General features: G+C 68.1%; 14 protein-coding genes and 1 pseudogene. 13 read left to right on the forward strand and 2 right to left on the reverse strand.

Annotation, left to right across the window (positions count from 1 at the left end; all coding sequences use genetic code 11):
• The first annotated feature begins 106 nt into the window (after positions 1-106).
• The 6 genes from ACYVAN_RS19205 (at position 107) to ACYVAN_RS19230 (ending at position 7,243) form a co-directional block, all read left to right on the forward strand.
• Positions 107-1,456 (forward strand): phosphomannomutase/phosphoglucomutase, encoded by a 1,350-nt coding sequence (locus ACYVAN_RS19205; RefSeq protein WP_460961548.1) that lies wholly within the window; start codon positions 107-109, stop codon positions 1,454-1,456.
• A 77-nt stretch (positions 1,457-1,533) separates the two neighbouring features.
• The gene (locus tag ACYVAN_RS19210) at positions 1,534-1,749 is read left to right on the forward strand and encodes a Trm112 family protein (RefSeq protein WP_460961550.1); all 216 of its coding nucleotides are present in this window, start codon (positions 1,534-1,536) and stop codon (positions 1,747-1,749) included.
• A 6-nt stretch (positions 1,750-1,755) separates the two neighbouring features.
• Positions 1,756-2,835 carry a hypothetical protein gene (locus ACYVAN_RS19215; RefSeq protein ID WP_460961552.1) on the forward strand — a complete coding sequence of 360 codons (1,080 nt, stop codon included), beginning with the start codon at positions 1,756-1,758 and terminating at the stop codon, positions 2,833-2,835.
• Between the two features lie 251 nt (positions 2,836-3,086).
• Positions 3,087-4,349, forward strand: coding sequence for a mannose-6-phosphate isomerase, class I (gene manA / locus ACYVAN_RS19220; protein WP_460961554.1), 1,263 nt, complete (start codon positions 3,087-3,089; stop codon positions 4,347-4,349).
• Positions 4,350-4,589: 240 nt separating this feature from the next.
• Entirely contained in the window at positions 4,590-5,522 is a 933-nt protein-coding gene (locus tag ACYVAN_RS19225; RefSeq protein ID WP_460961556.1) for a cation diffusion facilitator family transporter, read from the forward strand.
• A gap of 206 nt (positions 5,523-5,728) precedes the next feature.
• The gene (locus tag ACYVAN_RS19230) at positions 5,729-7,243 is read left to right on the forward strand and encodes an amino acid permease (RefSeq protein ID WP_460961558.1); all 1,515 of its coding nucleotides are present in this window, start codon (positions 5,729-5,731) and stop codon (positions 7,241-7,243) included.
• Between the two features lie 197 nt (positions 7,244-7,440).
• Here the strand turns inward: ACYVAN_RS19230 and ACYVAN_RS19235 are convergent, their stop codons facing one another.
• Entirely contained in the window at positions 7,441-10,071 is a 2,631-nt protein-coding gene (locus tag ACYVAN_RS19235) for a hypothetical protein (protein WP_460961560.1), read from the reverse strand.
• Positions 10,072-10,421: 350 nt separating this feature from the next.
• Here ACYVAN_RS19235 and ACYVAN_RS19240 point away from each other — a divergent pair, with 350 nt between their 5' ends.
• The 7 genes and pseudogenes from ACYVAN_RS19240 to secA all read left to right on the forward strand — a co-directional run.
• A complete protein-coding gene (locus ACYVAN_RS19240) occupies positions 10,422-11,063 on the forward strand; it encodes a dTMP kinase (RefSeq protein ID WP_460961561.1) in 642 nt (213 codons plus the stop codon).
• Positions 11,064-11,218: 155 nt separating this feature from the next.
• Positions 11,219-11,896, forward strand: a complete 678-nt coding sequence (mtrA, locus tag ACYVAN_RS19245) for an MtrAB system response regulator MtrA (protein ID WP_460961563.1) — start codon at positions 11,219-11,221, stop codon at positions 11,894-11,896.
• A gap of 76 nt (positions 11,897-11,972) precedes the next feature.
• The gene (gene mtrB, locus ACYVAN_RS19250) at positions 11,973-13,844 is read left to right on the forward strand and encodes an MtrAB system histidine kinase MtrB (protein WP_460961565.1); all 1,872 of its coding nucleotides are present in this window, start codon (positions 11,973-11,975) and stop codon (positions 13,842-13,844) included.
• Positions 13,844-15,568 carry an LpqB family beta-propeller domain-containing protein gene (locus ACYVAN_RS19255; RefSeq protein WP_460961567.1) on the forward strand — a complete coding sequence of 575 codons (1,725 nt, stop codon included), beginning with the start codon at positions 13,844-13,846 and terminating at the stop codon, positions 15,566-15,568. Before mtrB ends, ACYVAN_RS19255 begins: the two co-directional genes overlap by 1 nt.
• A 62-nt stretch (positions 15,569-15,630) precedes the next feature.
• Entirely contained in the window at positions 15,631-16,314 is a 684-nt protein-coding gene (locus tag ACYVAN_RS19260; RefSeq protein WP_460961569.1) for a ComF family protein, read from the forward strand.
• A gap of 501 nt (positions 16,315-16,815) precedes the next feature.
• Complete coding sequence (gene hpf, locus ACYVAN_RS19265; RefSeq protein WP_460961571.1) at positions 16,816-17,574, forward strand: ribosome hibernation-promoting factor, HPF/YfiA family; 759 nt, start codon at positions 16,816-16,818, stop codon at positions 17,572-17,574.
• A 271-nt stretch (positions 17,575-17,845) separates the two neighbouring features.
• Positions 17,846-20,332: pseudogene (secA, locus tag ACYVAN_RS19270) on the forward strand (preprotein translocase subunit SecA); the annotation flags it as partial.
• 430 nt (positions 20,333-20,762) lie between these two features.
• Here the strand turns inward: secA and ACYVAN_RS19275 are convergent.
• Positions 20,763-21,095, reverse strand: a complete 333-nt coding sequence (locus ACYVAN_RS19275; RefSeq protein WP_460961573.1) for an Rv3235 family protein — start codon at positions 21,093-21,095, stop codon at positions 20,763-20,765.
• Between the last annotated feature and the right edge of the window lie 476 nt (positions 21,096-21,571).

Below are 21,571 nucleotides of genomic sequence, written 5' to 3' on the forward strand. Positions count from 1 at the left end.
CGCTCGCACCGGGCGATGTGCCGTCACGGTGTCGTCGATCGCCGGTAGGCTTCACGCCGTCGTAGACGACGCGACTCCGGGGTCGCGACATTGGGGAGTGTGCAGCGTGCGAGACCTGTCCGGGATCGTCAAGGCCTATGACATCCGTGGCCTGGTTGGCGAGCAGCTCGACACCGAACTCGTTCGCGAGTTCGGTGCCGCGTTCACCAGGCTGGTGGGTGGTCCGGCCGTTGTGATCGGTCACGACATGCGGGATTCCTCCCCGGAGCTGGCGGCGGCGTTCGCCGAAGGGGTCGTGGGGCAAGGGGTCGATGTGATCGACATCGGTCTGGCCAGCACGGACATGCTTTACTTCGCCTCCGGGAAGTTGGAGCTGCCCGGCGCGATGTTCACCGCGAGCCACAACCCGGCCGAGTACAACGGAATCAAGCTCTGCAGGGCGGGGGCAGCGCCGGTAGGCCAGGACAGCGGCCTGTCCGAAATGCGGGAGCTGGTCATGCACGGGGTGCCGGAGTTCATCGGCGCCCGGGGAACCGCGTCGGAGCGGAACATGGTCGACGACTACGCGTCGTTCCTGCGCGAGCTGGTCGACCTGCGAGAGCTCCGGCCTCTGAAGGTGGTCGTCGACGCGGGCAACGGCATGGGTGGGCACACGGTGCCCACGGTCTTCGACGGCTTGCCGATCGAGATCGTGCCGCTGTACTTCGAACTGGACGGGAGCTTCCCCAACCACGAGGCCAATCCGCTGGACCCGGCGAATCTGGTGGATTTGCAGGCCGAGGTGCTGCGAGTGGGTGCCGACCTGGGCCTGGCCTTCGACGGGGACGCCGACCGCTGCTTCGTGGTCGACGAGAACGCCGACCCGGTGGCGCCGAGCGCGATCACCGCGCTCGTGGCGTCGCGCGAGCTGGCCAAGGAGCCGGGTGGCTCGATCATCCACAACCTGATCACGTCGAAGGCGGTGGCGGAGATCGTCACCGAGCACGGCGGGAAGCCGGTGCGCACCAGGGTCGGTCATTCGTTCATCAAGCAGACGATGGCCGAGACCGGCGCCATCTTCGGCGGTGAGCACTCGGCGCACTACTACTTCCGGGACTTCTGGCGGGCCGATTCCGGGATGCTCGCCGCATTGCACGTTCTGGCCGCGCTCGGCGGACAGGAACAGCCGTTGTCGCAGCTGATGGCCGTGTACTCGCGCTACGTGGCCTCCGGCGAGATCAATTCGACCGTGGAAGACCAGCCGGGCCGGATGGGGGCGGTCAAGGATCACTTCGGTGGCCGGAACGGTGCACGGATCGACGAGCTCGACGGGCTTACCGTGGTCCTGGCGGATGGTTCGTGGTTCAACCTGCGTCCTTCCAACACCGAGCCGCTGCTCCGGCTCAACGTGGAGGCCGAGGACACTAACGCCATGAACGCTTTGCGCGATGAGGTACTTGAGGTCGTTCGATCCTGAGCGAGGCAGCATCGACACCCGCCCGGTGTCGAAGGGAGCGAGGGTCGTCCACCCGAGGTCGGCCTTGGGAGGAAAAAGTGGCTGTTGTCCTGGAACCGCGGTTGCTGGAGATTCTGGCGTGCCCGTGCCCCGAACACGGTGCCTTGCGGCCCGGTTCGACCGATGAACCGCAAGCCGATTGGTTGACCTGCACCGTGTGCGGGCGGTCCTTCCCGGTCCGTGACGGCATCCCGGTGCTGTTGTTGGAGGAAGCCGTCGGCGGTCCCGCTGCCGGTGCTGCTGGTCAGGAGTGAACGGCGGTGCTCGACGACACCTTGTTCGACGACCCGACTCGCTTGTTCGACAGCGACTCGCGTGGTCTGCTGCGCGCAGCCGCTCTGGCCGGGGCCCAGGTGCGCGCGGCCGTGGAGTCGGTGGCTGAACTCGGCTGGGACGACGTCGCCGGGTACCGGCCGCGCGCGTTGGTGCTGATCGCCAGACCAGGGGTCGGACCGGGAGCGTGTCGAGCGCTGGCCGCGCTCCTCGGATCGTCCTGCCCGGTTCCCGTGCTGGTCACGGATGAGGCCCCGACCTGGATCGGTCCGTTGGACGTGGTGTTCGCCCATGCCGACGATCCCGGTGACGCTCAGCTCGCCGAATCGGTGGCGACGGTGACCAGGCGAGGGGCGACGGTGGTGCTGTCGGTGCCGCCCGAAGGACCGGTGGCGGCAGCGGCCTCGGGCCGCGCGAAGCTGGTGTCGCCGAAGGTGCCGGTTCCCCCCGAACTGCTGTTCGCGCACGCCTTCGCGGTGGGCTTGAGCCTGCTCGACGCGCTCGGTCTGTTGCGCGTGGACACCGAACTTCTCGCCGACGAACTCGATCGCGAAGCGGAGCGGGCCCACCCGTCGCACGAGCTGGTGGTGAATCCGGCCAAGTCGCTGGCGCTGCGGTTGGCCGAGCACGCCCCGCTGCTCTGGGGGCTCGATCCGGTATCCACCGCGATCGCCGAGCACGGTGCTTTCGCGCTCGGTTGCCAAGCCGGGGTTCCGTGCGATGTCGCCTCGTATCAGCAGGCCGTGGCCCGACGTGCGCTGCACCGGGTGGCTGCGGGCATTGGTTCGGAGGCCGATCTGTTCGCGGATCCGCAGGACAGCGCCGGGGTCGATCCCCGGGTGTTCCTGCTGAGCGCCCGCTACGACTCCCACTCGGGGGCGGGCGAACGCGCGGCCGTGCAGGCATTGCCGGGTGCGGACCTCGTGACTCCGGGCGAGTCGGTCCGGGACGACGCGGTCGTGCGGGCGGCGCTGCTGGCACTGCGGTTCGACCTCGCTTCCGTCTACCTGGGGCTCGCGTCCGGAACCTTGAACGGGCCGGGGTGGCAGACCCTGGCCGTCAACTGAGGCGGAGGAACCGTGGTGAGACTTTCGCGCATCGTCACCGAAGTGCCACCTCGAGCGTTGTCTCGTCGTGCTGGGGTGGGAACGGGACGCGGCTGGTAGTGCGGGAACGGGCCGCAGTACATCGGGGAAAGCTCGGGGTTCACTCCGATGCGGACCCCCGTCCCGGCACGATGTGCTGGGGCCGATCGTGGCATCTCGCCGGGGCGTGAACGTACGCGAGCGGGCGGAAAGACCAGGAAGCGAGAACGACAGTGGAGTTACTGCGAAACGCGGTGCGTCCCTACGCGTGGGGCTCGCGTACCGCGATCGCGGACCTGCTCGGTCGACCTGTCCCTACCGCGCACCCCGAGGCAGAGCTGTGGATGGGTGCGCATCCGGGAGATCCGTCCAGGCTGGTTTCCGGAGATGGTTCCGAGGCATCCCTGCTGGAGCTGCTCGATGACAGCCCGGATCACCACCTCGGTTCGGTGTGTACCGAGCGGTGGGGCACCCGGTTGCCGTTCCTGCTGAAGGTCCTTGCCGCGGACGAGCCGTTGAGCTTGCAGGCGCACCCGTCGGCGACGCAGGCGGCCGAGGGGTTCGAGCGGGAGGAACGCGCGGAGATCGAGCGCAATGCCCCGGATCGGAACTACCCGGATCCGACGGCGAAACCGGAACTGATCTGTGCGTTGACCGAGTTCCACGCGCTGGCCGGCTTTCGAGAGGCGGGCCGGACCGTGCGGTTGCTCGACGAGCTCGACGTGCCGAGCCTGCGCGCGCACGCCGGACTGCTCACCGAGCAACCCGATGCCGCCGGCATGCGGGCACTGTTCACCACGTGGATAACGCTTCCGGAACGCAGCCTGCGGGAACTGGTGCCCGAGCTGCTGGACGCGTGCGCGCGTCACGTGCGCAAGCGGGGCGAGTTCGAACTCGAGTGCCGGACGGTGCTCGAACTGGGTGAGGCGTATCCGCACGATGCCGGGGTGTTGGCGAGCTTGCTGCTGAACCGGGTCGTGCTGCAACCCGGCCAGGCGATCTTTCTGCCTGCGGGGAACCTGCACGCCTACCTTCGCGGTACAGGGGTGGAGATCCTGGCCAACTCGGACAACATCCTGCGTTGCGGGCTCACGCCCAAATACGTCGATGTGCCCGAGCTGTTGAAGGTGTTGGACTTCGCCTGTGGGGACATGCAGGTCCTCAAGGGGGAGTCGCTGGATGCGAACCTCACCGTCTACAGCACGCCCGCGGAGGAGTTCGAGCTGTCCAGGGTCGACTGGTCGCCAGGTGCTTCCGGTGGTGTCCGCCTGCATTCGGAGGGACCGCAGATCCTGCTGTGCACGGAGGGGAACGTGCGGCTGTCCACATCGGACGATTCCGCTGCCGGGGTGAACGGGTCTCGCCGTGAGGTGGAACTCGCGCGGGGACAGTCGGTGTGGCTGCCCGCTTCCGACCCGGCCGTGATGGCCCGCCCGGCAGAGTTGAGCACCGACGGTTCGGCTCAGCTGTTCCGAGCCGCGCCCGGTGTCGCCTGAGGATTCGTTCGTCCCGACAGCTCCTCCCGGTCGATGCCGTGCGTTGTGCCGGGCACGTCCGGAATTGCTCACTCCGGTTGGTCGGAATCGGTGGTTCGGTCGGTTGATCGGCGATAGGTTTCCCGGTGCCGATTCGAACGCCGAACATCGGAAGAACGGACGGGCGAGCGCTCTTCCGCTTCGATGCGGCGGTGATGCCCGCGAGTTTCGCGGGCGACCAACCACGACCGGGAGTGCAACGTGTCAGCAGGAGGCGGTACCAAGGCGATCCTCGCCGCGCTCGGTGCCAATGCGGGGATCGCGGTGGCCAAGTTCGGCGGATTTCTGTTCACCGGGTCCTCGTCGATGCTCGCCGAGTCGGTGCACTCGGTCGCTGACACGTCCAACCAGGGATTGTTGCTGCTCGGGAAGAAGACGTCACGGCGCAAGCCGACCGAGGAACACCCGTTCGGTTACGGCCGGGACCGCTACTTCTATTCCTTCGTCGTCGCGTTGCTGCTGTTCAGCCTGGGAGCGGTGTTCGCGCTCTACGAGGGTTTCCACAAGATCCAGCACCCCGAGCCGCTACGCTCGCCGATGATCGCCGTGGCGATCCTGGTGGTGGCCATCGGGCTGGAGACCTACAGCTTCCGTACCGCCATCGTCGAATCGAGGACTCTCAAGGGAGAGCAGACCTGGTGGCAGTTCGTCCGCCGGGCGAAGACACCGGAACTGCCGGTGGTGCTTCTGGAGGACGCGGGCGCCCTGCTGGGACTGATTCTGGCGCTGTGCGGCGTCGGACTCACCGTCCTCACCGGCAACCCGGTCTTCGACGGCGCGGGCACCTTGTCCATCGGTGTGCTCCTCGCGGCGATCGCCGTGTTGCTGATCATCGAGACGAAGAGCTTGCTCATCGGCGAGGGCGCCGACCCGGCGGTGTTGAACGACATCCTGCGGGAGCTGCGAACCGGTCAGGTGCGGAAGGTCATCCACATCCGCACCCAGTACCTGGGTCCGGACGAACTGCTGGTCGCCGCCAAGATCGAGCTGCCGCACTCGATCTCCGCCGCCGAGGTGGCTACCGAGATCGACGAAGCCGAACGCCGGGTCCGAGCCGAGGTGCCCGCCGCGCGTCTGATCTACCTGGAGCCGGACCTGGAGCGCAGCGTCGACCCGGCAGGGGTCGAGAAGTAGGAGTGTTGTCCCACACCCACCGGCGGAACGTCCGGTGGGTGTGCGAGCACATCCGGTTTGAGGGACCCCGGCATGTCGAGTGATGTTCGACCGAGCATCACAAGGCGTTAACGAATCCGGCCCAGCACACTGTCCGGAGTATTCCGGTGCGAAACTGCCGCGCTAGGGGTGCGATCCACTCTTTCGGGGTAAAGGAGGAGGCGACGGTGCCAGGTACTGGGCTGTGGCGAACGAAATCGGTCGAACAATCGATCCTGGATACCGACGAACCGGACACCAAGCTCCGGAAGAACCTCGGTGCTTGGGACCTCATCGTCTTCGGTGTCTCCGTGGTCATCGGAGCCGGAATCTTCACGCTCGCTGCCTCCACGGCAGGCGACGTCGCGGGGCCGGCGGTGTCGTTGTCGTTCGTGATGGCGGCGATCGCGTGCGGTTTGGCTGCGGTCTGCTACGCCGAGTTCGCCTCGACCGTCCCGGTCGCGGGTAGCGCGTACACCTACTCGTACGCGACGTTCGGCGAGTTCATCGCGTGGATCATCGGGTGGGACCTCATCCTGGAGTTCGCGGTGGCCTCCGCCGCCGTTTCCCAGGGATGGTCGACCTATCTGCAAGAAGTGCTCGGCCTGCTCGGTGTGGAAATGTCGACGGTTCTCTCCCTCGGGGGGTACCTGACCTTCGACTGGGGAGCCGTGCTGCTGGTCGCGGTCCTGACCACCGTGCTGGCGCTGGGGACCAAGCTCTCGGCACGCGTCAGCCTGGTGATCACCACGATCAAGGTGTTCGTGATCCTGCTGGTGATCGTGGTCGGGCTGGCCTACATCAATCCCTCCAACTACACGCCGTTCCTCCCGCCCGCCCAGCCCGCGTCCGAGGGCGGACCGGTGCTGGAGCAGTCCCTGCTCTCGATCCTGCTCGGTGGGGAGACGAGCAACTTCGGCGTCTTCGGCTTGCTCGCGGGCGCGTCCCTGGTGTTCTTCGCGTTCATCGGCTTCGACGTCGTGGCCACGACCGCTGAGGAAACCCGCAATCCGCAGCGCGACGCGCCGCGCGGCATCCTCGGCACGATCGTGATCGTCACCGTCCTCTACGTCGCGGTCGCGATCGTGGTGACCGGCATGGTCAACTACACCGAGCTGGCCAGTGCCGAGGACGGTACTCGCGCCACACTGGCCACCGCGTTCCAGTTCCACGACGTCACCTGGGCTGCCGGGATCATCACCGTCGGTGCCCTCGCCGGTCTGACCACCGTCGTGATGGTGCTCTTCCTCGGCCAGGTTCGCGTCCTGTTCGCCATGTCCCGGGACAACCTCCTGCCGCGCGGGTTGGCGAAGACCGACCCCAGGCACGGCACTCCCGTGCGGGCGACCCTGCTCGTCGGCACCGTGGTCGCGCTCGCGGCCGGTTTCTTCCCGACCGGCAGGCTCGAAGAGATGGTCAACGTGGGCACGTTGTTCGCGTTCATCCTCGTCTCCGCCGGTGTGATCGTGCTGCGCAAGTCCCGGCCGGATCTCCCGCGTGGCTTCCGCGCGCCGCTGGTCCCGCTGGTGCCGATCCTGGCGGTCGTGGCCTGTTTGTGGCTGATGCTGAACCTGACGGCGCTCACCTGGGTCCGGTTCCTCGTCTGGATGGCCGCCGGTGTGGCGATCTACTTCCTCTACGGGCACCGGCACTCGCGGCTCGCCCGCGACAAGGGAGTCACCGAAGGCGGTTCGGTGGAGTAACTCCGCACGCACGCGTTCGAACGAGCGAGCGGCGCCGCCCCCCCGGGGTGGCGCCGCTCGTTTCTGTTCGCCGGACCGCTTCCCCGCTGCGCGCCGGGCGGCAGTGGTTGCCTGTGGCCCGAGCCCGAGCCCGAGCCCGAGCCCGAGCCCGACGGTCAGTGCCCGACGGCCCGAGCTCGACGGTCAGTGCCCGGAGGTCAGCGCCCGGAGGCTCGGAGCGCCACGCTCCGCTCCCAGGGAGCCATCCGGCCGCGTGGTTCGACGATCTCCGGCAACTCGGTCGGCTGGGCCCGGACTGCTCCATCGTCCGATTCCACGGGCTCCGGCTCGACTTCGCAGTCCGCGGACTCGGCCTGCCCCGCTGTCGAATCGGGCACCTCGGCATCCGCGTGTTGAGCCGAACGCTCACCCGTCGGATCGCTCAGCGAACCGCCATCGCTGCCGTGCGCGTGCAGCTGGCCGGAGTCGGGGGCCGCGCCCGCGAGGTGGGTCGTCGCCGGGGTGAACAACGGCAGGCTCGCACTGCGCACCGGGGCCTCCAGCCCGGCCGCCATCGCCACCGCGCGATCCCACTCCGGGTCACCGCTGTAATCCGCGTGTCCCAGGACGCCGGGCACCCAACGCCGGAACGAGAACGGGCCGCGCTGCGGATCCGGCAACCAGTGGTCGCCACCGAGCACCAGTGCGCCGGTTGGCCCGCGAACGGCCGCGGGCAGCGGCCCCTCCGTGCCGTCCGTGCGGAACCCGACCCCGATCAGCATTCCGTCGTAGACCTGCCGGTTCCAGGTAGTCACGGCCCCGCCGATCGGATCGGTCCCCCGGCACAACGAACGCCAGCGGCCTGCGAGCGTGCCGCTGAGCGTGCTCAGCGCGTCGTGCGGCACCACCCCGGGGAACGCCCTCGGGTAGGCCCACTGCAACTGTGCACCGGCGGTGACCAGCCCGATCCGATGGTGTTCGGACTCGGGCAGCGTTTCCAGCAGTCGAGCGGTCGCGATGGTCGCCAGCAGACTGCCCTGGCTGTGCCCGACCAGGACGACCCTGGTATCCGGTTCGGCGAGGTGCTCGGCCGCGCGGGCGGCGAGTTCCGGGACGATCTTCGACGAATGGCACGGCGGCACGATCGGATGCGCTTCACGCGGCCAGAACAACGTCAGATCGCACAGGATCCCCATGTAGCGGGCCGTGTCCCGGGATTTCGCCGTCAGGTACACCATGCGCAGCAATCCGGCGGCCAGCGCGCCGAGCGCGACAACCCCCACGCTGCTGAGCCAACCGACCCAGGAGCGCACCGGAGAACCGAGCATGCCGGACACCACCGACAACGCGAAGCTCACCGCGAGCACGGTCGCCACCAGGAGCAGCACGTGGTGGGCGTAGCGGCGTTGCAGATCCGCCCAGCGCCAGGCCCGCCCGGCACGTCGCTGATCCTGCTGCCGCCCGGCGTGCAGCAGCGCGACTTCGGCGGGAACGGAAGCTTCGGAGTTCGCCGCACGCCAGATCGTGAAGACCATCCACGGCAGGGACAGCAGCAGTGCGACGGCCAGCAGGACGGTCGCAGCGCCCCAGTAGAGCGTGACGTCGTCGAAAGTGGCGGGCAGCGTCAGCTCCGGCTGGTTGAGCACCCCACGCAGGGTCAACGCCAACCCGGCTCCGAAACCGTCGCCCAGCAGGCAGGCGATGAGCAGCACCGGGGCTGCCATCCAGCCGCCTGCCCACGGTCGAAGGCTCGTGGGCACCGATTTCCAGCGCGGACGCGCCAGCAGTGCCGCGGGGACGAGCAGCAGGCTCACGGCGATGCAGATGACCAGCAGTAGCGTGGTGATGGCGCTGAGGGTGCTGCCGGACCCGGGCAGTGGCCCGGTCAACGGCGGCGGGGCGAGCGCGACCCCGACAACCAGCAGTGCCGACAGCGAGATCAGGATGCGGCGGGGAACCCGCGCGAACAGCAACCGCAGCGCCGTGGAACGGCCTGCAGGCCGTTTGCCGAGCGGGTCGTCCATGCCGACCGCGCTGATCAGCGAAATCGCCAACAGCGCGGCGGCGGTGAGCCAGCGCGGATCGGACGAGGCGGGGAACGGGCCGCCCAGTGCCAACAGCACTGTGGTCGACAGCGCGGTGACCACGTGTATGGCGCGCAACGCGGGAGCGTCCGGGTCGGACACCACGTTGGTCCCGGGCAGTGTCGGTACCTGCTCCGAAGACCGCGCCCGGAGGTCCTCGCCGGTGGATGCCCGCCACGACACGGTGGAGAGTCGGTGCATCATCAGCACGACCAGCCCGACCGGCAGCAACGCGATCGACGCTCGCAGGACGTCCACATCGCGAAGCCACGACGGGGCGAAGCCCAGGCAGGCCGATTCCGGCCCCAGACACTGCGCCGCCACCAGATCCAGACCGAGCACCGTCAGCTGCGCCGCGAACAACGTGGTCAGCACCAGTGCGGCCAACCGAAGCAGCGCCCGCAACGTGCCCGAGAGCACCCTGGAAGCCGCGCTGCCGGGACGTGGTGCGGGCAGCATCCAATGGGCCAGATTGGCCAGCGCGAACGGGAACAGCAACGCCCAGGCCGTCCTGGCGGCACCGCCGGAGGTCATCCCGCTCCAGACGTAACCCTCGACGATCCGGGGAATCTTGCGTTCACCAGCCGAGAGCATCGGACCGGGAACCGGGCGACGAAGTCGGTCGGCCGGACGGACGATGCGGCCGACCCCGTCGCCCGCGACGTCGACGGACGCGACCGAATCGGTGAGCGCGTCCCCGGTAGTCCCCAGAATTCCGTGCACCCGCAGCTCCACCACGCGGGTGTCGGGCCCGGGTATCTGCACTGTTCCTCCCCGCTCGCGGCTCTGTCGATCTGTCGTATCGCCGGTGATTCTCCACCGCAGATCGACATCGTGCGACCTCGTCGACACGCTTCGTTTGCGGAGCCGCGCTTCGGAAACCTCGCGGGCGGCCCGGTCGGCTTCGCGCGGGCGAGGCGTGCGGGGCCGTACCCCGCTCGCGGACAGTGCCCTGACCAGCCTCGGTCGTGGTTCGCAGGGCACCACCGCAGGCGTACGTCGGTACCCGTGTACGGCGCCATCGGCGGTCGCGGACAGCGCTGGCCGAGGTCGTGATCACGATCACCGAACCCGCGTGATCGTGGATTCGGGCGCCCTGAGTATCGTTCTCCTCCGTGGGGCGGCTGATCGTGATTGAAGGGCTGGACGGTGCGGGCAAGCGCACGCTTGCCGATGCGTTGTCCGCCGAGCTGGATCGCCGGGGCCTGTCCGTCGGACGTGCCGCGTTCCCGCGCTACGAAGCCGATGTGCACGCCGAACTGGTCGCCGAAGCACTGCACGGTGGTCACGGTGACCTGGGCGAGTCCGTCTACGGAATGGCCGTGCTCTACGCGCTGGACCGGCGGGCGGCCGCCGACGACCTGCGAGCCGAACTGCGAACCCACGACGTCGTCCTGCTCGACCGCTACGTGGCCTCGAATGCCGCCTACGGCGCGGCCCGCTTGCACCAGGACGCCGCGGGAGACTTCGTCGCGTGGGTCCATGGTCTGGAAGTGGAGCGGTTCGAACTTCCGCGGCCGGACGTGCACCTGCTGCTGCGGGTTCCGCGCGAAGTGGCGGCCGGGCGCGCGGAGCACCGCGAACGCATCGAAACCGAGCGCCGCCGGGACAACTTCGAGTCGGACGCGTCCCTGCAGGAACGCTGCGGTGCGGTCTACACCGGACTCGCGGAGCGAGGTTGGTGGGCGCCCTGGATCGTCATCGACGGGGTGAGCCGGGTCGACCCGGTGCCGCTGGCGGACCGCGTTCTCGCGTAATTCACGCCACCCTGGTGGATTCCGCGCCGGATCCACCACGGCAATCGCCCGTTCGGCGGTATCGGAATGTTCTATGTGGTGTTTGTCCGAGTACCGGCCGTGACGAGTGACGGGTGGTCGGAAGCACGACAGTGACAGGTGCAACCATGTGGGGCATGAAGGCGCGCGTGCTCGTGGTGGACGACGATCCTGCCTTGGCCGAAATGCTGACCATCGTGCTCCGGGGTGAGGGGTTCGAAACCGCCGTGGTCAGTGACGGAACCAAGGCGATGCCCGCGTTGCGCGAACTCAAACCCGACCTGGTCCTGCTGGACCTGATGCTGCCGGGAATGAACGGCATCGACGTCTGCAAGGCGATTCGCACCGAGTCCGTCGTGCCGATCGTGATGTTGACCGCGAAGAGCGACACCGTCGACGTCGTCCTCGGACTCGAGTCCGGGGCCGACGACTACGTGGTGAAGCCGTTCAAGCCGAAGGAACTCGTCGCCCGGTTGCGCGCCCGGCTGCGCCGGACCGACGCCGAACCGGCCGAGATGCTCGCCATCGGCGATCTGACCATCGACGTTCCCGGCCACGAGGTCACCAGGGAAGGGCAGCCGATCGCCCTCACACCGCTGGAGTTCGACCTACTCGTCGCGCTGGCCCGCAAACCCCGGCAGGTGTTCACCCGAGAGGTTCTGCTGGAACAGGTGTGGGGTTACCGGCACGCCGCCGACACGCGATTGGTCAACGTGCACGTGCAGCGACTCCGGTCGAAGGTCGAGCGGGATCCCGAACGCCCCGAGGTGGTGCTGACCGTTCGCGGTGTCGGGTACAAGGCCGGACCACCATGATTTCGCCGTGCTCCCGCGGGAGACGGTTGCGGTGAGCCTCTGGGCGAGTCGAGGTCGTACCGCGCAACGAGTTGCGGTGCGCGTCCGTGACGAGGTCAAGGCGCGCTGGCATCACTTCGAGGCCATCTGGCGACGTTCGTTGCAGTTGCGAGTGGTGGTCAGCACGCTCGCGTTGTCGTCCGCGGTGGTGTTCGCGCTGGGAATGCTGCTGCAGACGCAGATCACCTATCGGCTGCTCGAAGCCAAGGAAACGGCCGCCATCCAGCAGGTCGAGGGCAGCCTGCCGATCCTCGAACGGGAACTGACCGCGGTCGACCCGAATTCCGACGGCGTCTCCGAGCAGCTGGCCGCCGCGCTCAACCGGCTCACCACGACGTCTTCCGAGTCGTCCAACAGCGACTCGGCGGCGGGTGCCTTCGACCCCGTGCTGGTCGACGGCCACTTCCCGGCCGAACAGCGGTTGCAGCCCTCGGCAGGCCCGGTCGGCGATGTACCGGACCCACTGCGCAGGATCGTCGAACAGGGCCAGTTCGCCAGCCAGATCACCACCGTTCCGCGCGGACGCGAGATGGTCACCATGCTCGTCGTCGGCACACCGGTCGGCAGCTCCACCCAACCGCTGCAGGCCTACCTGTTGTTCCCGCTGGCCGCGGAACAGCGCACCCTGGGCGTTGTGCAGAGCACGTTGCTGCTCAGCGGAGCCGTGCTGTTGCTGCTGCTGGGGGCAACCACGAACCTCGTCACCAGACAAGTCGTCCGGCCGGTGCGGCAAGCGGCCGGGATCGCCGAGCGGCTCGCCGACGGCGACCTCGACCAGCGGATGCGGGTCATCGGTGAGGACGACGTCGCCAGGCTGGCGGAGTCGTTCAACGAGATGGCCGACAGCCTCAAGCAGCAGATCAAGCAGCTCGAAGAGTTCGGCCAGCTGCAGCGTCGGTTCACCTCGGACGTCTCCCACGAACTGCGAACACCGCTGACCACGGTCCGGATGGCCGCCGACGTTCTGCACGCGTCACGGGACGAGTTTCCGCCAGGTCTCTCCCGCTCGACCGAACTGCTCGTCGACGAACTCGACCGGTTCGAGTCACTGCTGGCCGACCTGCTGGAAATCTCCCGGCTCGATGCGGGTGTGGCCGATCTCGCCGCGGAACCGCTGGACGTGCCCGCGATCGTGAACCGCGCCGTCGACTCGGTTCGGGCCATCGCCGAGGGCGGCGGAGTCGAGATCCGGACGGAAGTCCCGACCGAACAGATCGACGTCGTCGCCGACGCCCGCCGGTTCGAGCGGATCGTGCGCAACCTGCTGGGCAACGCGATCGACCACGCGGAAGGCGGACCGGTGGAACTCCGGGTCGGCAGCAACGAGGAGGCGGTCGCCGTGCTCGTCCGCGACTACGGCGTCGGCCTGCGTCCGGGGGAGGCCGAGCTGGTGTTCACCCGGTTCTGGCGGGCCGACCCCTCCCGCAACCGACGCACCGGTGGCACCGGACTCGGCCTGTCGATCAGTGCCGAGGACGCTCGGCTGCACGGCGGCCAGCTCGACGCCTGGGGCGAGCCCGGCAACGGCGCCTGCTTCCGGTTGACGCTGCCGCGCCGCCCGGAGGCCGAATTCGCCGAAAGCCCGCTGGCGATGCCCGCGACCCGGCGCATCGCCGCCCCCGGAGCCCTGCTGGCAGTGGCCTCGGACCTCCACCTGGACACCGAAGCCGACGTGACCGGGCCGGAAGCCAAGGACCAGGGCCCCGCGCGCTTGAGCGAACCGGAGACAGCCGGGCCGGAGACGGCCGGGCCGGAGACGGCCGGGCCGGAGACAGCCGGAGCAGAGACCACAGACCCTGAGGGCGAGTACCCCGGACCGGAGACCGCCGGACCGGAGACCGCCGGACCGGAGACCGCCGGGCGGGAAGGCGAGTACACCGAAACTAGCAGCAGGTGGGAGGAGGCGTGATGGGTCCGCGCAACCGAGTCCTGGCACTGATCGCCGTGCTGACGTTCCCGCTCTCGGCGTGCGCCGCCATCCCGGAAACCTCCGACCCGAAGGTCGTCAAACCCGTCGAGCAGGGCAACGGCACCACTCCGGTACCCCGGCCGCCCGAAGGCGTCGACGCGTTCGCCCTCGTGCGGAGCTTCATCGACTCGGCCGCCGCGCCCGAGAGCGAACACGCCGCCGCACGGCTGCACCTGACCGAGGACGCGCGGAAGACCTGGCAACCCTCGCGCGGGATGCTGATCGTCAACGAGGTGGACACGATCCCGGCGCCCCAACCCCAGGGCGCACCTCCGAACGTCCAGCACGTCGTCGTGAAGGCGGACAAGGTCGGACGACTGCTGCCCGACCAGTCGTTCGTTCCGGAGACCGGTGAGTACGTGACGCGGATCCGCGTCGAGCGCAGGGCCGACGGGCAGTGGCGGATCACCGACCCGCCGCGCGAACTCGTCGTGGGCCGCGGTTCGTTCGACGTGAACTACCGGTCGGTACCGATCTACTTCCTCGACCACGAGCGGAAGAGCGTGGTGCCGGATGTGCGATACGTGGTCTCCCAACCGGAAAGCACCTTGCCCCGGCGGGTGGTCGACCTGTTGATGTCCGGCCCCTCGGCGGGGATGCGCAGCGCGATGGGCACCGCGTTACCCGACGGTGTCTACCCGAAGACCAACACCAGCGAGGCCGACGACGGCGCCCTGGTGGTCAACCTCAGCGAACTCGGCGACCTCCCGGACGAGAGTCGGGGACTGCTCGCCGCGCAGGTGGTGCTGTCGCTGCAGAGCGTCAGCAACGCGCGCGTACGGCTCCAGGAGGAAGGGGTCCCGCTGCTCCCGGATGAGCAGGAACTGCGCCCCACCGACGTGGCCTCCTACAAGGAGGACGTAGCGACGCGGACCGATCTGCCCGGGTTGGTCGTCGTGGACGAGCGGCTCGTGACGCTGAACAGCCAGGCCAAACAGGTTCCCGGGCCGACGGGGTCCGGCGAGTGGGATGTGCTCCGGGCCGCGCGGTCCCGCGACGGCGAGAGGCTGGCGGCAGTGGTTCGCCGCCCCGAAGGCGGGGTGCAGCTGCGCGTCGGATCCTACGGCGAACGGCTCCCCGCTGTTCCGGTCGTCGGTGCGGACATGGCCCGGCCCACCTGGCGCGGTCGTTCCGAGGCGTGGACCGTCGTGGACGGGCGCGAGGTCGTGCGCGTGTTCGAAGGCGAGAACGGGTGGGTTCCGCAGCACGTGGACGCGCGCGAGTTCGCAGGCGGTCAGCCCATCAAGGGGCTGCGGTTGTCCAAGGACGGCACCAGGGTGGCGGGTGTGGTCGACGGCCACATCGTCGTGGCCGGGGTCTCGCACGAGGGCGACAACGTCGTGCTGCGGGAACCGACCGTGCTGAAGCGGGGGTCCCATGATCTCGAGATCTCCGAAGTCGAGTGGCTGGACGGGGACTCGCTGGTAGCGATCACGACCAGCAACACCTCGCCGGTGGTCGAGGTCTCGGTGGACGGCTATGAATGGTCCTCGTACACCTCGACGAACCTCATTCAGCCCGTCCAAGGGTTGACCGTCGCCCCGGACGGGCGGGTGGTGGTCTCGGACGAGAGCGGGGTGTGGGCAGCCGACGGTGCGCAGGACCTGTGGGGATGGATGGAGGCGCCGATCTACGGCCCCTCGATCCCGTTCTTCCCCGGTTGACCGTCGGTTCCGAGCCGACATGCGCGGGTGAGTCGGATCGAGGATCGGCGCACGCTCGGCGCATGACGAGATTCGCGGAACCGCTCTCCGGCCTGCTCGACCTGGTGTTCCCGCTGAGTTGTGCGGGGTGCGGGTGTGGCCGCACCGGCTGGTGCGCGGACTGCGGACGCGAGATCGGCGTCCTCCGCCGGATCGAACGTCCGCTGCTCACCTCCGGACCACCGGTCTACGCGCTCGGCCGCTACCGCGGACCCGCGCGGCGAGCAGTGCTCGCGTACAAGGAATCCGGTCGGCGTGACCTGGCCGAACCATTCGGGCGTGCGTTTGCCGCGGGGCTGCGATCGGTTGTCGCACCGTCCGGTGAGCCGTGGTGCCTGATCCCCGCGCCCTCCCGTGCGGCGGTCTCCCGCAGAAGGGGAGGGCCGCACCTGGTTCGCGCCGCGGGGCGAGCCGTTTCGGCGCTCGCCGACGCGGGGTGGCGGACATCGGTCGCGGACTGCCTGCGGTTGCACCGGGGAGCACGGGACTCGGCCGCGCTGAATCCCGCTGAACGGGTCCACAACCTGATTGGCCGAGTGTTCACGCGAACCGGTCGACTTCCGCCGGAAGGCGTCCCGGCAGTGCTGATCGATGACGTGATCACCACGGGCGCCACCGCCAGCTGCTGCCTGCGCGTTCTCGAAAGCGCCGGTGTGCGGGTCGAACTGGTGCTCGGGCTGACCGCGACCGCGGGGCTCTACCGTTGACCCGGGACCGTTGACCCGAGACCACGAATCCGCGATCACGAATCCGGGGTCGCTTACCCCGGGGGCGAGGCGTCGGGCGCTCGGGTGGGTGAAGCACCGTTCGGTCGCCGGGTGCGGGAACTACGGCCACGCCCCAGTCGTTCCACCAGTATGAGCAGGACGAACCCGCCGCGAGCGGACCGTAGCCGAGCTCTCGCCCGACCTACAGCCGAACGGGTGAGGCATGGAGGTTTCTCGGTCGTCGCCGGCGGGGACGAGCCTGCCTGGTCGCTGGCTCGTGCGGCCGCATCGGCCACTCTCTGTGGCGGCTTGACGTCGCCCGTCCCGGGGGCTGTCCACAGCCGCCAAAGAGGGCTAACGTGCCAGACATTCAGCATCCCCGGCCGCGGGAAGGAGTGACGAACATGTCCCAGGCGCCGGAAGTGAACTGAATGCCCCACTCCGCTTCCGAGCGTCTTCGGCTGTCTCCCCCATGGACGTATGCACGAACGGAGGTCGTGAATGGACATCGTCGTGAAGGGTCGCAACGTCGAGGTGCCCACGCATTACCGGACACACGTCGGCGAGAAGTTGGCCCGCCTTGAACGGTACGACAGGAAGACCATCCGGGCGGACGTGGAACTCATCCACGAACGCAATCCGCGCCAGGCGAAGAACTGCCAGCGGATCGAGATCACCCTCAAAGGCCGCGGGCCGGCAGTGCGTGCTGAAGCAGCCGCCGGTGACTTCTACGCCGCGCTCGATTCCGCCACCAGCAAGCTGGAGAACCGGCTTCGCCGCATGCACGACCGCAGAAAAGTCCATTACGGCAGGCACAACCCCACTTCGGTGGCCGAGGCGACGGCAGCGAACGCGGCACAGCGCGTGAATGCGGCCGGAACGCCAGCGGGCGGGGCACCGGCAGGCCAGACCGCACTGCTCGAAGCGCCGGCAGAAGTCGAGCCCGCCGAGACCGAATCGGCCGAAACCGAATCGGCCGAGGCCGGGACCGCCGAAGACGCCGAGTTCGAAGCCGAACAGCCCGCGGGGCTCGCGGACGTACCCGAGCCACGCTCGTGGGGCGACGACGGTTATGAGCCCGGGCGAATCGTTCGCGAGAAAGAGCACAGCGCCGAGCCGATGACCGTGGACCAGGCGCTCTACGAGATGGAGCTGGTCGGGCACGACTTCTACCTGTTCTCCGACGCGGAGAGCGGTCGGCCCAGCGTCGTCTACCGACGCCGTGGATTCGACTACGGCGTGATCGCGCTGGCTGGCTGAGGCGAGTCTGCGCCAACATCAACGCGATCAGCTGTCCCCCGCGTACGGTGGTACGCGGGGGACAGCTGCCGTCCGGGTCGCGGTCCGGGCGGATTGTCCCGCCACGGGTGCGCCGGCCCCGCACAAACGGGGTGCGCCACCCCGGACAACAAGCCGTGCTCAGCGCTCCGACCACGAAACCGAGTCAAACGGTCGAGTGAACGGCTGTGCTGGAAGCAGGCTTTTATACGATGGCCGAAAGCGTCCGTGACGGACGCGTCACGATCAGCTAGTGAGGTCGACCCGGATGGTCCTGTCCCGACTGCTCCGCGCCGGCGAGGGCAAAATGCTCAAACGCCTGCGCGCCATCGCAGCGCACATCAACGAGCTTGAAGAAGACCATATCGCGCTGTCCGATGCCGAGTTGCGGGCCAAGACGGAGGAGTTCAAGTCCCGCTATCACGATGGTGAGACCCTCGACGACCTCCTGCCCGAAGCGTTCGCCGTGGCCAGGGAAGGCGCGCGGCGCACGCTCGGCCAGCGGCACTTCGACGTGCAGCTCATGGGTGGCGCCGCGCTGCACCTCGGCCAGATCGCCGAGATGCGTACCGGTGAAGGCAAGACCCTGACGTGCGTCCTGCCCGGTTATCTGAACGCCATCGCGGGTAAGGGCGTCCACGTCATCACCGTGAACGACTACCTGGCCACGCGTGACTCCGCCTGGATGGGGCGAGTGCACCGCTTCCTCGGGCTGGAGGTCGGTGCGATCACCGCCGACATGACCCCCGACCAGCGTCGGGAGGCTTACGAGGCGGACATCACCTACGGGACCAACAACGAGTTCGGTTTCGACTACCTGCGCGACAACATGGCGTGGAGCCTCAACGACTGCGTCCAGCGCGGGCATTTCTTCTCCATCGTCGACGAGGTCGACTCCATCCTCATCGACGAGGCCAGGACCCCGCTGATCATCTCCGGGCCGGCCGACCAGTCCTCGCGCTGGTACCAGGAGTTCGCTCGGATGGCCCCGCTGCTCACCAAGGACGTCCACTACGAGGTCGACGAGCGCAAGCGCACCGTCGGTGTCACCGAGCAGGGCGTCGAGGTCATCGAGGACCAGCTCGGCATCGAGAACCTCTACGAGGCGGCCAACACGCCGCTGGTGGGGTACTTGAACAACGCGCTGAAGGCCAAGGAGCTGTACAACCGCGACAAGGACTACATCGTCCGCGATGGTGAAGTCACCATCGTCGACGAGTTCACCGGCCGCGTCCTGCACGGCCGCCGCTACAACGAGGGCATGCACCAGGCCATCGAGGCCAAAGAAGGCGTGGAGATCAAGGCCGAGAACCAGACGCTGGCCACGATCACCCTGCAGAACTACTTCCGGCTCTACGACAAGCTCGCGGGGATGACGGGTACCGCCGAGACGGAGGCCGCCGAGTTCCAGGCCACCTACAAGCTCGGGGTCGTCACCATCCCGACGAACAAGCCGATGGTCCGAGCCGACCAGCCCGACCTGGTCTACAAGAGCGAAGAAGGCAAGTTCGAAGCCGTCGCGGAGGACATCGAGGAGAAGTTCAACAAGGGCCAGCCGGTGCTGGTCGGCACCACCAGCGTGGAGCGTTCCGAGCACCTCTCGAAGCTGCTCACCAAGAAGGGTGTTGCCCACAGCGTTCTCAACGCCAAGTTCCACGAGCAGGAAGCCGGCATCATCGCCGAGGCCGGTCGCAAGGGCGCGGTCACGGTCGCGACCAACATGGCCGGTCGCGGTACCGACATCGTGCTGGGCGGCAACGTCGATTACCTCGCCGACGCCGAGCTGCGCCGCCGCGGGCTCGACCCCGTTTCCCACCGCGAGGAGTACGAGGCCCAGTGGCCCGAGGTGGTCGGGAAGATCACCAAGCAGGTCGACGCCGAGGCGGACGAGGTTCGCGAGGTCGGCGGGCTCTACGTGCTCGGTACCGAACGGCACGAGTCCCGCCGAATCGACAACCAGCTCCGTGGTCGGTCCGGGCGTCAGGGAGATCCCGGCGAATCCCGGTTCTACCTCTCGCTCGGCGACGAGCTGATGCGTCGCTTCAACGCCGCCATGGTCGAGACGGTCATGACGCGGATGAAGGTGCCGGACGACGTACCGATCGAGCACAAGATGGTGACCAAGGCCATCCGCAGCGCTCAGACCCAGGTCGAGCAGCAGAACATGGAGATCCGCAAGAACGTCCTCAAGTACGACGAGGTGATGAACCAGCAGCGTTCGGTCATCTACACCGAGCGTCGTCGGGTTCTGGAGGGCGAGGATCTGCGCGAGCAGGTTATGCACATGCTCAACGATGTGATCACCGCCTACATCAACGGAGCCACCTCCGAGGGCTACGCCGAGGACTGGGACCTCGACAAGCTCTGGACGGCGCTCCGGTCGCTGTATCCGGTGGGCATTGACTGGGAGGAGGTCGCCGAGGACGAGGACGACCTGAGCAAGGAGATCCTCGTCTCGGCGGTCCTCGATGACGCCAAGAACGCGTACGCCAAGCGGGAGGCGGAGGTCGACGGCAAGGTCGGCGTCGGCGCGATGCGTGAGCTTGAGCGCCGCGTGGTGCTCAGCGTCCTCGACCGCAAGTGGCGCGAGCACCTCTACGAGATGGACTACCTCAAGGAGGGCATCGGGCTGCGCGCGATGGCGCAACGCGATCCGCTGATCGAGTACCGGCGCGAGGGCTTCGACATGTTCCACGCGATGCTCGAAGCGCTCAAGGAGGAGTCGGTCAGTTTCCTGTTCAACGTTCAGGTGGAGAGCGCCGAGCCCGAGCCGGCCCCGGAACAACCCGACATGCCGGTCTCGGTGAGTCGGGAGGGCGTCCCGGACGGCGTACGGCAGGCCCCCGATGTCCGGCAGCAGGCGCCTGCTGCCGCCGAACCACGAACGAAGCGGTCTCGCGCGGCTGGGCCGGCCATGAGCCAACTCGGTGGCGCCTCCGCGGACGCGAACGGGCAAGCCCCCGCGGCGTTGCAGAACAGCGGACTCGACAGCCCCAGGCAGCAGCGGATGAACTACTCGGGACCTTCGGAGTCCGGAGGGGTTCAGACGAGTAGTTCCGGCAACGCGGAGGGCAGCTCCGGCGACGGTGCGACCCGGCGTCAACGCCGTGCGGCGGCGCGCGCGGAGGCGAAGAAGAACAAGCGGGGTTGATGGGGTTGCGCGCGGCGACTCACAGTTCGGTCAGCAGCGCGCACACCCACCCGGAAGTTCTGCGTTCCAAACGGACCACGAGGGCCCGAGCCCGGCGTGAGGTCTCGACGATCGCACAAGCTTCGACCGTTCTGGTGGTGGTCGGGCAGGTGTGGACGGACCGAAGCCGGTAGCTCGGGCCTTCGGCTTGGGACGGGATGGTCGTCAACAGCAGTGCCACGGGTCCGGTCACCCGGTGCCGGACGTGGTTGAGCGGTTTTCGGCCGGCGAGCACCTCCAGCAATACGGTGACGATTCCGGTGACCAACGCGTGGGAGCTGAGCTCAGCCGGGTTGTCGGGTCCGGCGGACATGAGTGTCGTCGAGTGCTGACGCGGTTCGGGCGACGCAGGGGTGTCACGAGCAGTGGTGTCACGAGCAGGGGTGCCGCGAGATCCGATGGGTGTGGGATCGGTGAGCGCGGGATCGGTGCTTGCGATCCGGGTTCGGGCCGGAGAAGCGCTGTGTGCGGTTCGATCCAGTGTCTGGTTGGGCAACTGATTTCCCTCCGGGGCGTATTCGATGCGCGCATGAGGAGAAGCGCAACGCACACCCGGTCGGGAGTGCGTACTGAATAGAGGGCGCGGCGAGCGGAATGCGGACACTTCGTGCGGATCTGAACCCCATCGTGTGAATGAGGATGTGAATGCGGGATGTGCTGGGGCTTCGTTGTTGGGGTGGGGGTGGTGTTGAAGCGGTTATGCGGGGTGTGTAGAGTTTTCGATGTCAGCACGGAACAGGGCGGATTGCTTCGGACTTCGGGTTCGGGTTTTCGGACTGGGTGTTGATG

The sequence above is a fragment of the Parasphingorhabdus pacifica genome, assembly GCF_054779195.1.

Excerpts from the sequence above, each read along its gene's own strand:
- mtrA (WP_460961563.1), top strand. The coding sequence starts at position 11,219 with ATGAAGGCGCGCGTGCTCGTGGTGGACGACGATCCTGCCTTGGCCGAA.
- ACYVAN_RS19255 (WP_460961567.1), top strand. The coding sequence starts at position 13,844 with ATGGGTCCGCGCAACCGAGTCCTGGCACTGATCGCCGTGCTGACGTTC.
- ACYVAN_RS19260 (WP_460961569.1), top strand. The coding sequence starts at position 15,631 with ATGACGAGATTCGCGGAACCGCTCTCCGGCCTGCTCGACCTGGTGTTC.
- hpf (WP_460961571.1), top strand. The coding sequence starts at position 16,816 with ATGGACATCGTCGTGAAGGGTCGCAACGTCGAGGTGCCCACGCATTAC.
- ACYVAN_RS19275 (WP_460961573.1), bottom strand. The coding sequence starts at position 21,095 with ATGTCCGCCGGACCCGACAACCCGGCTGAGCTCAGCTCCCACGCGTTG.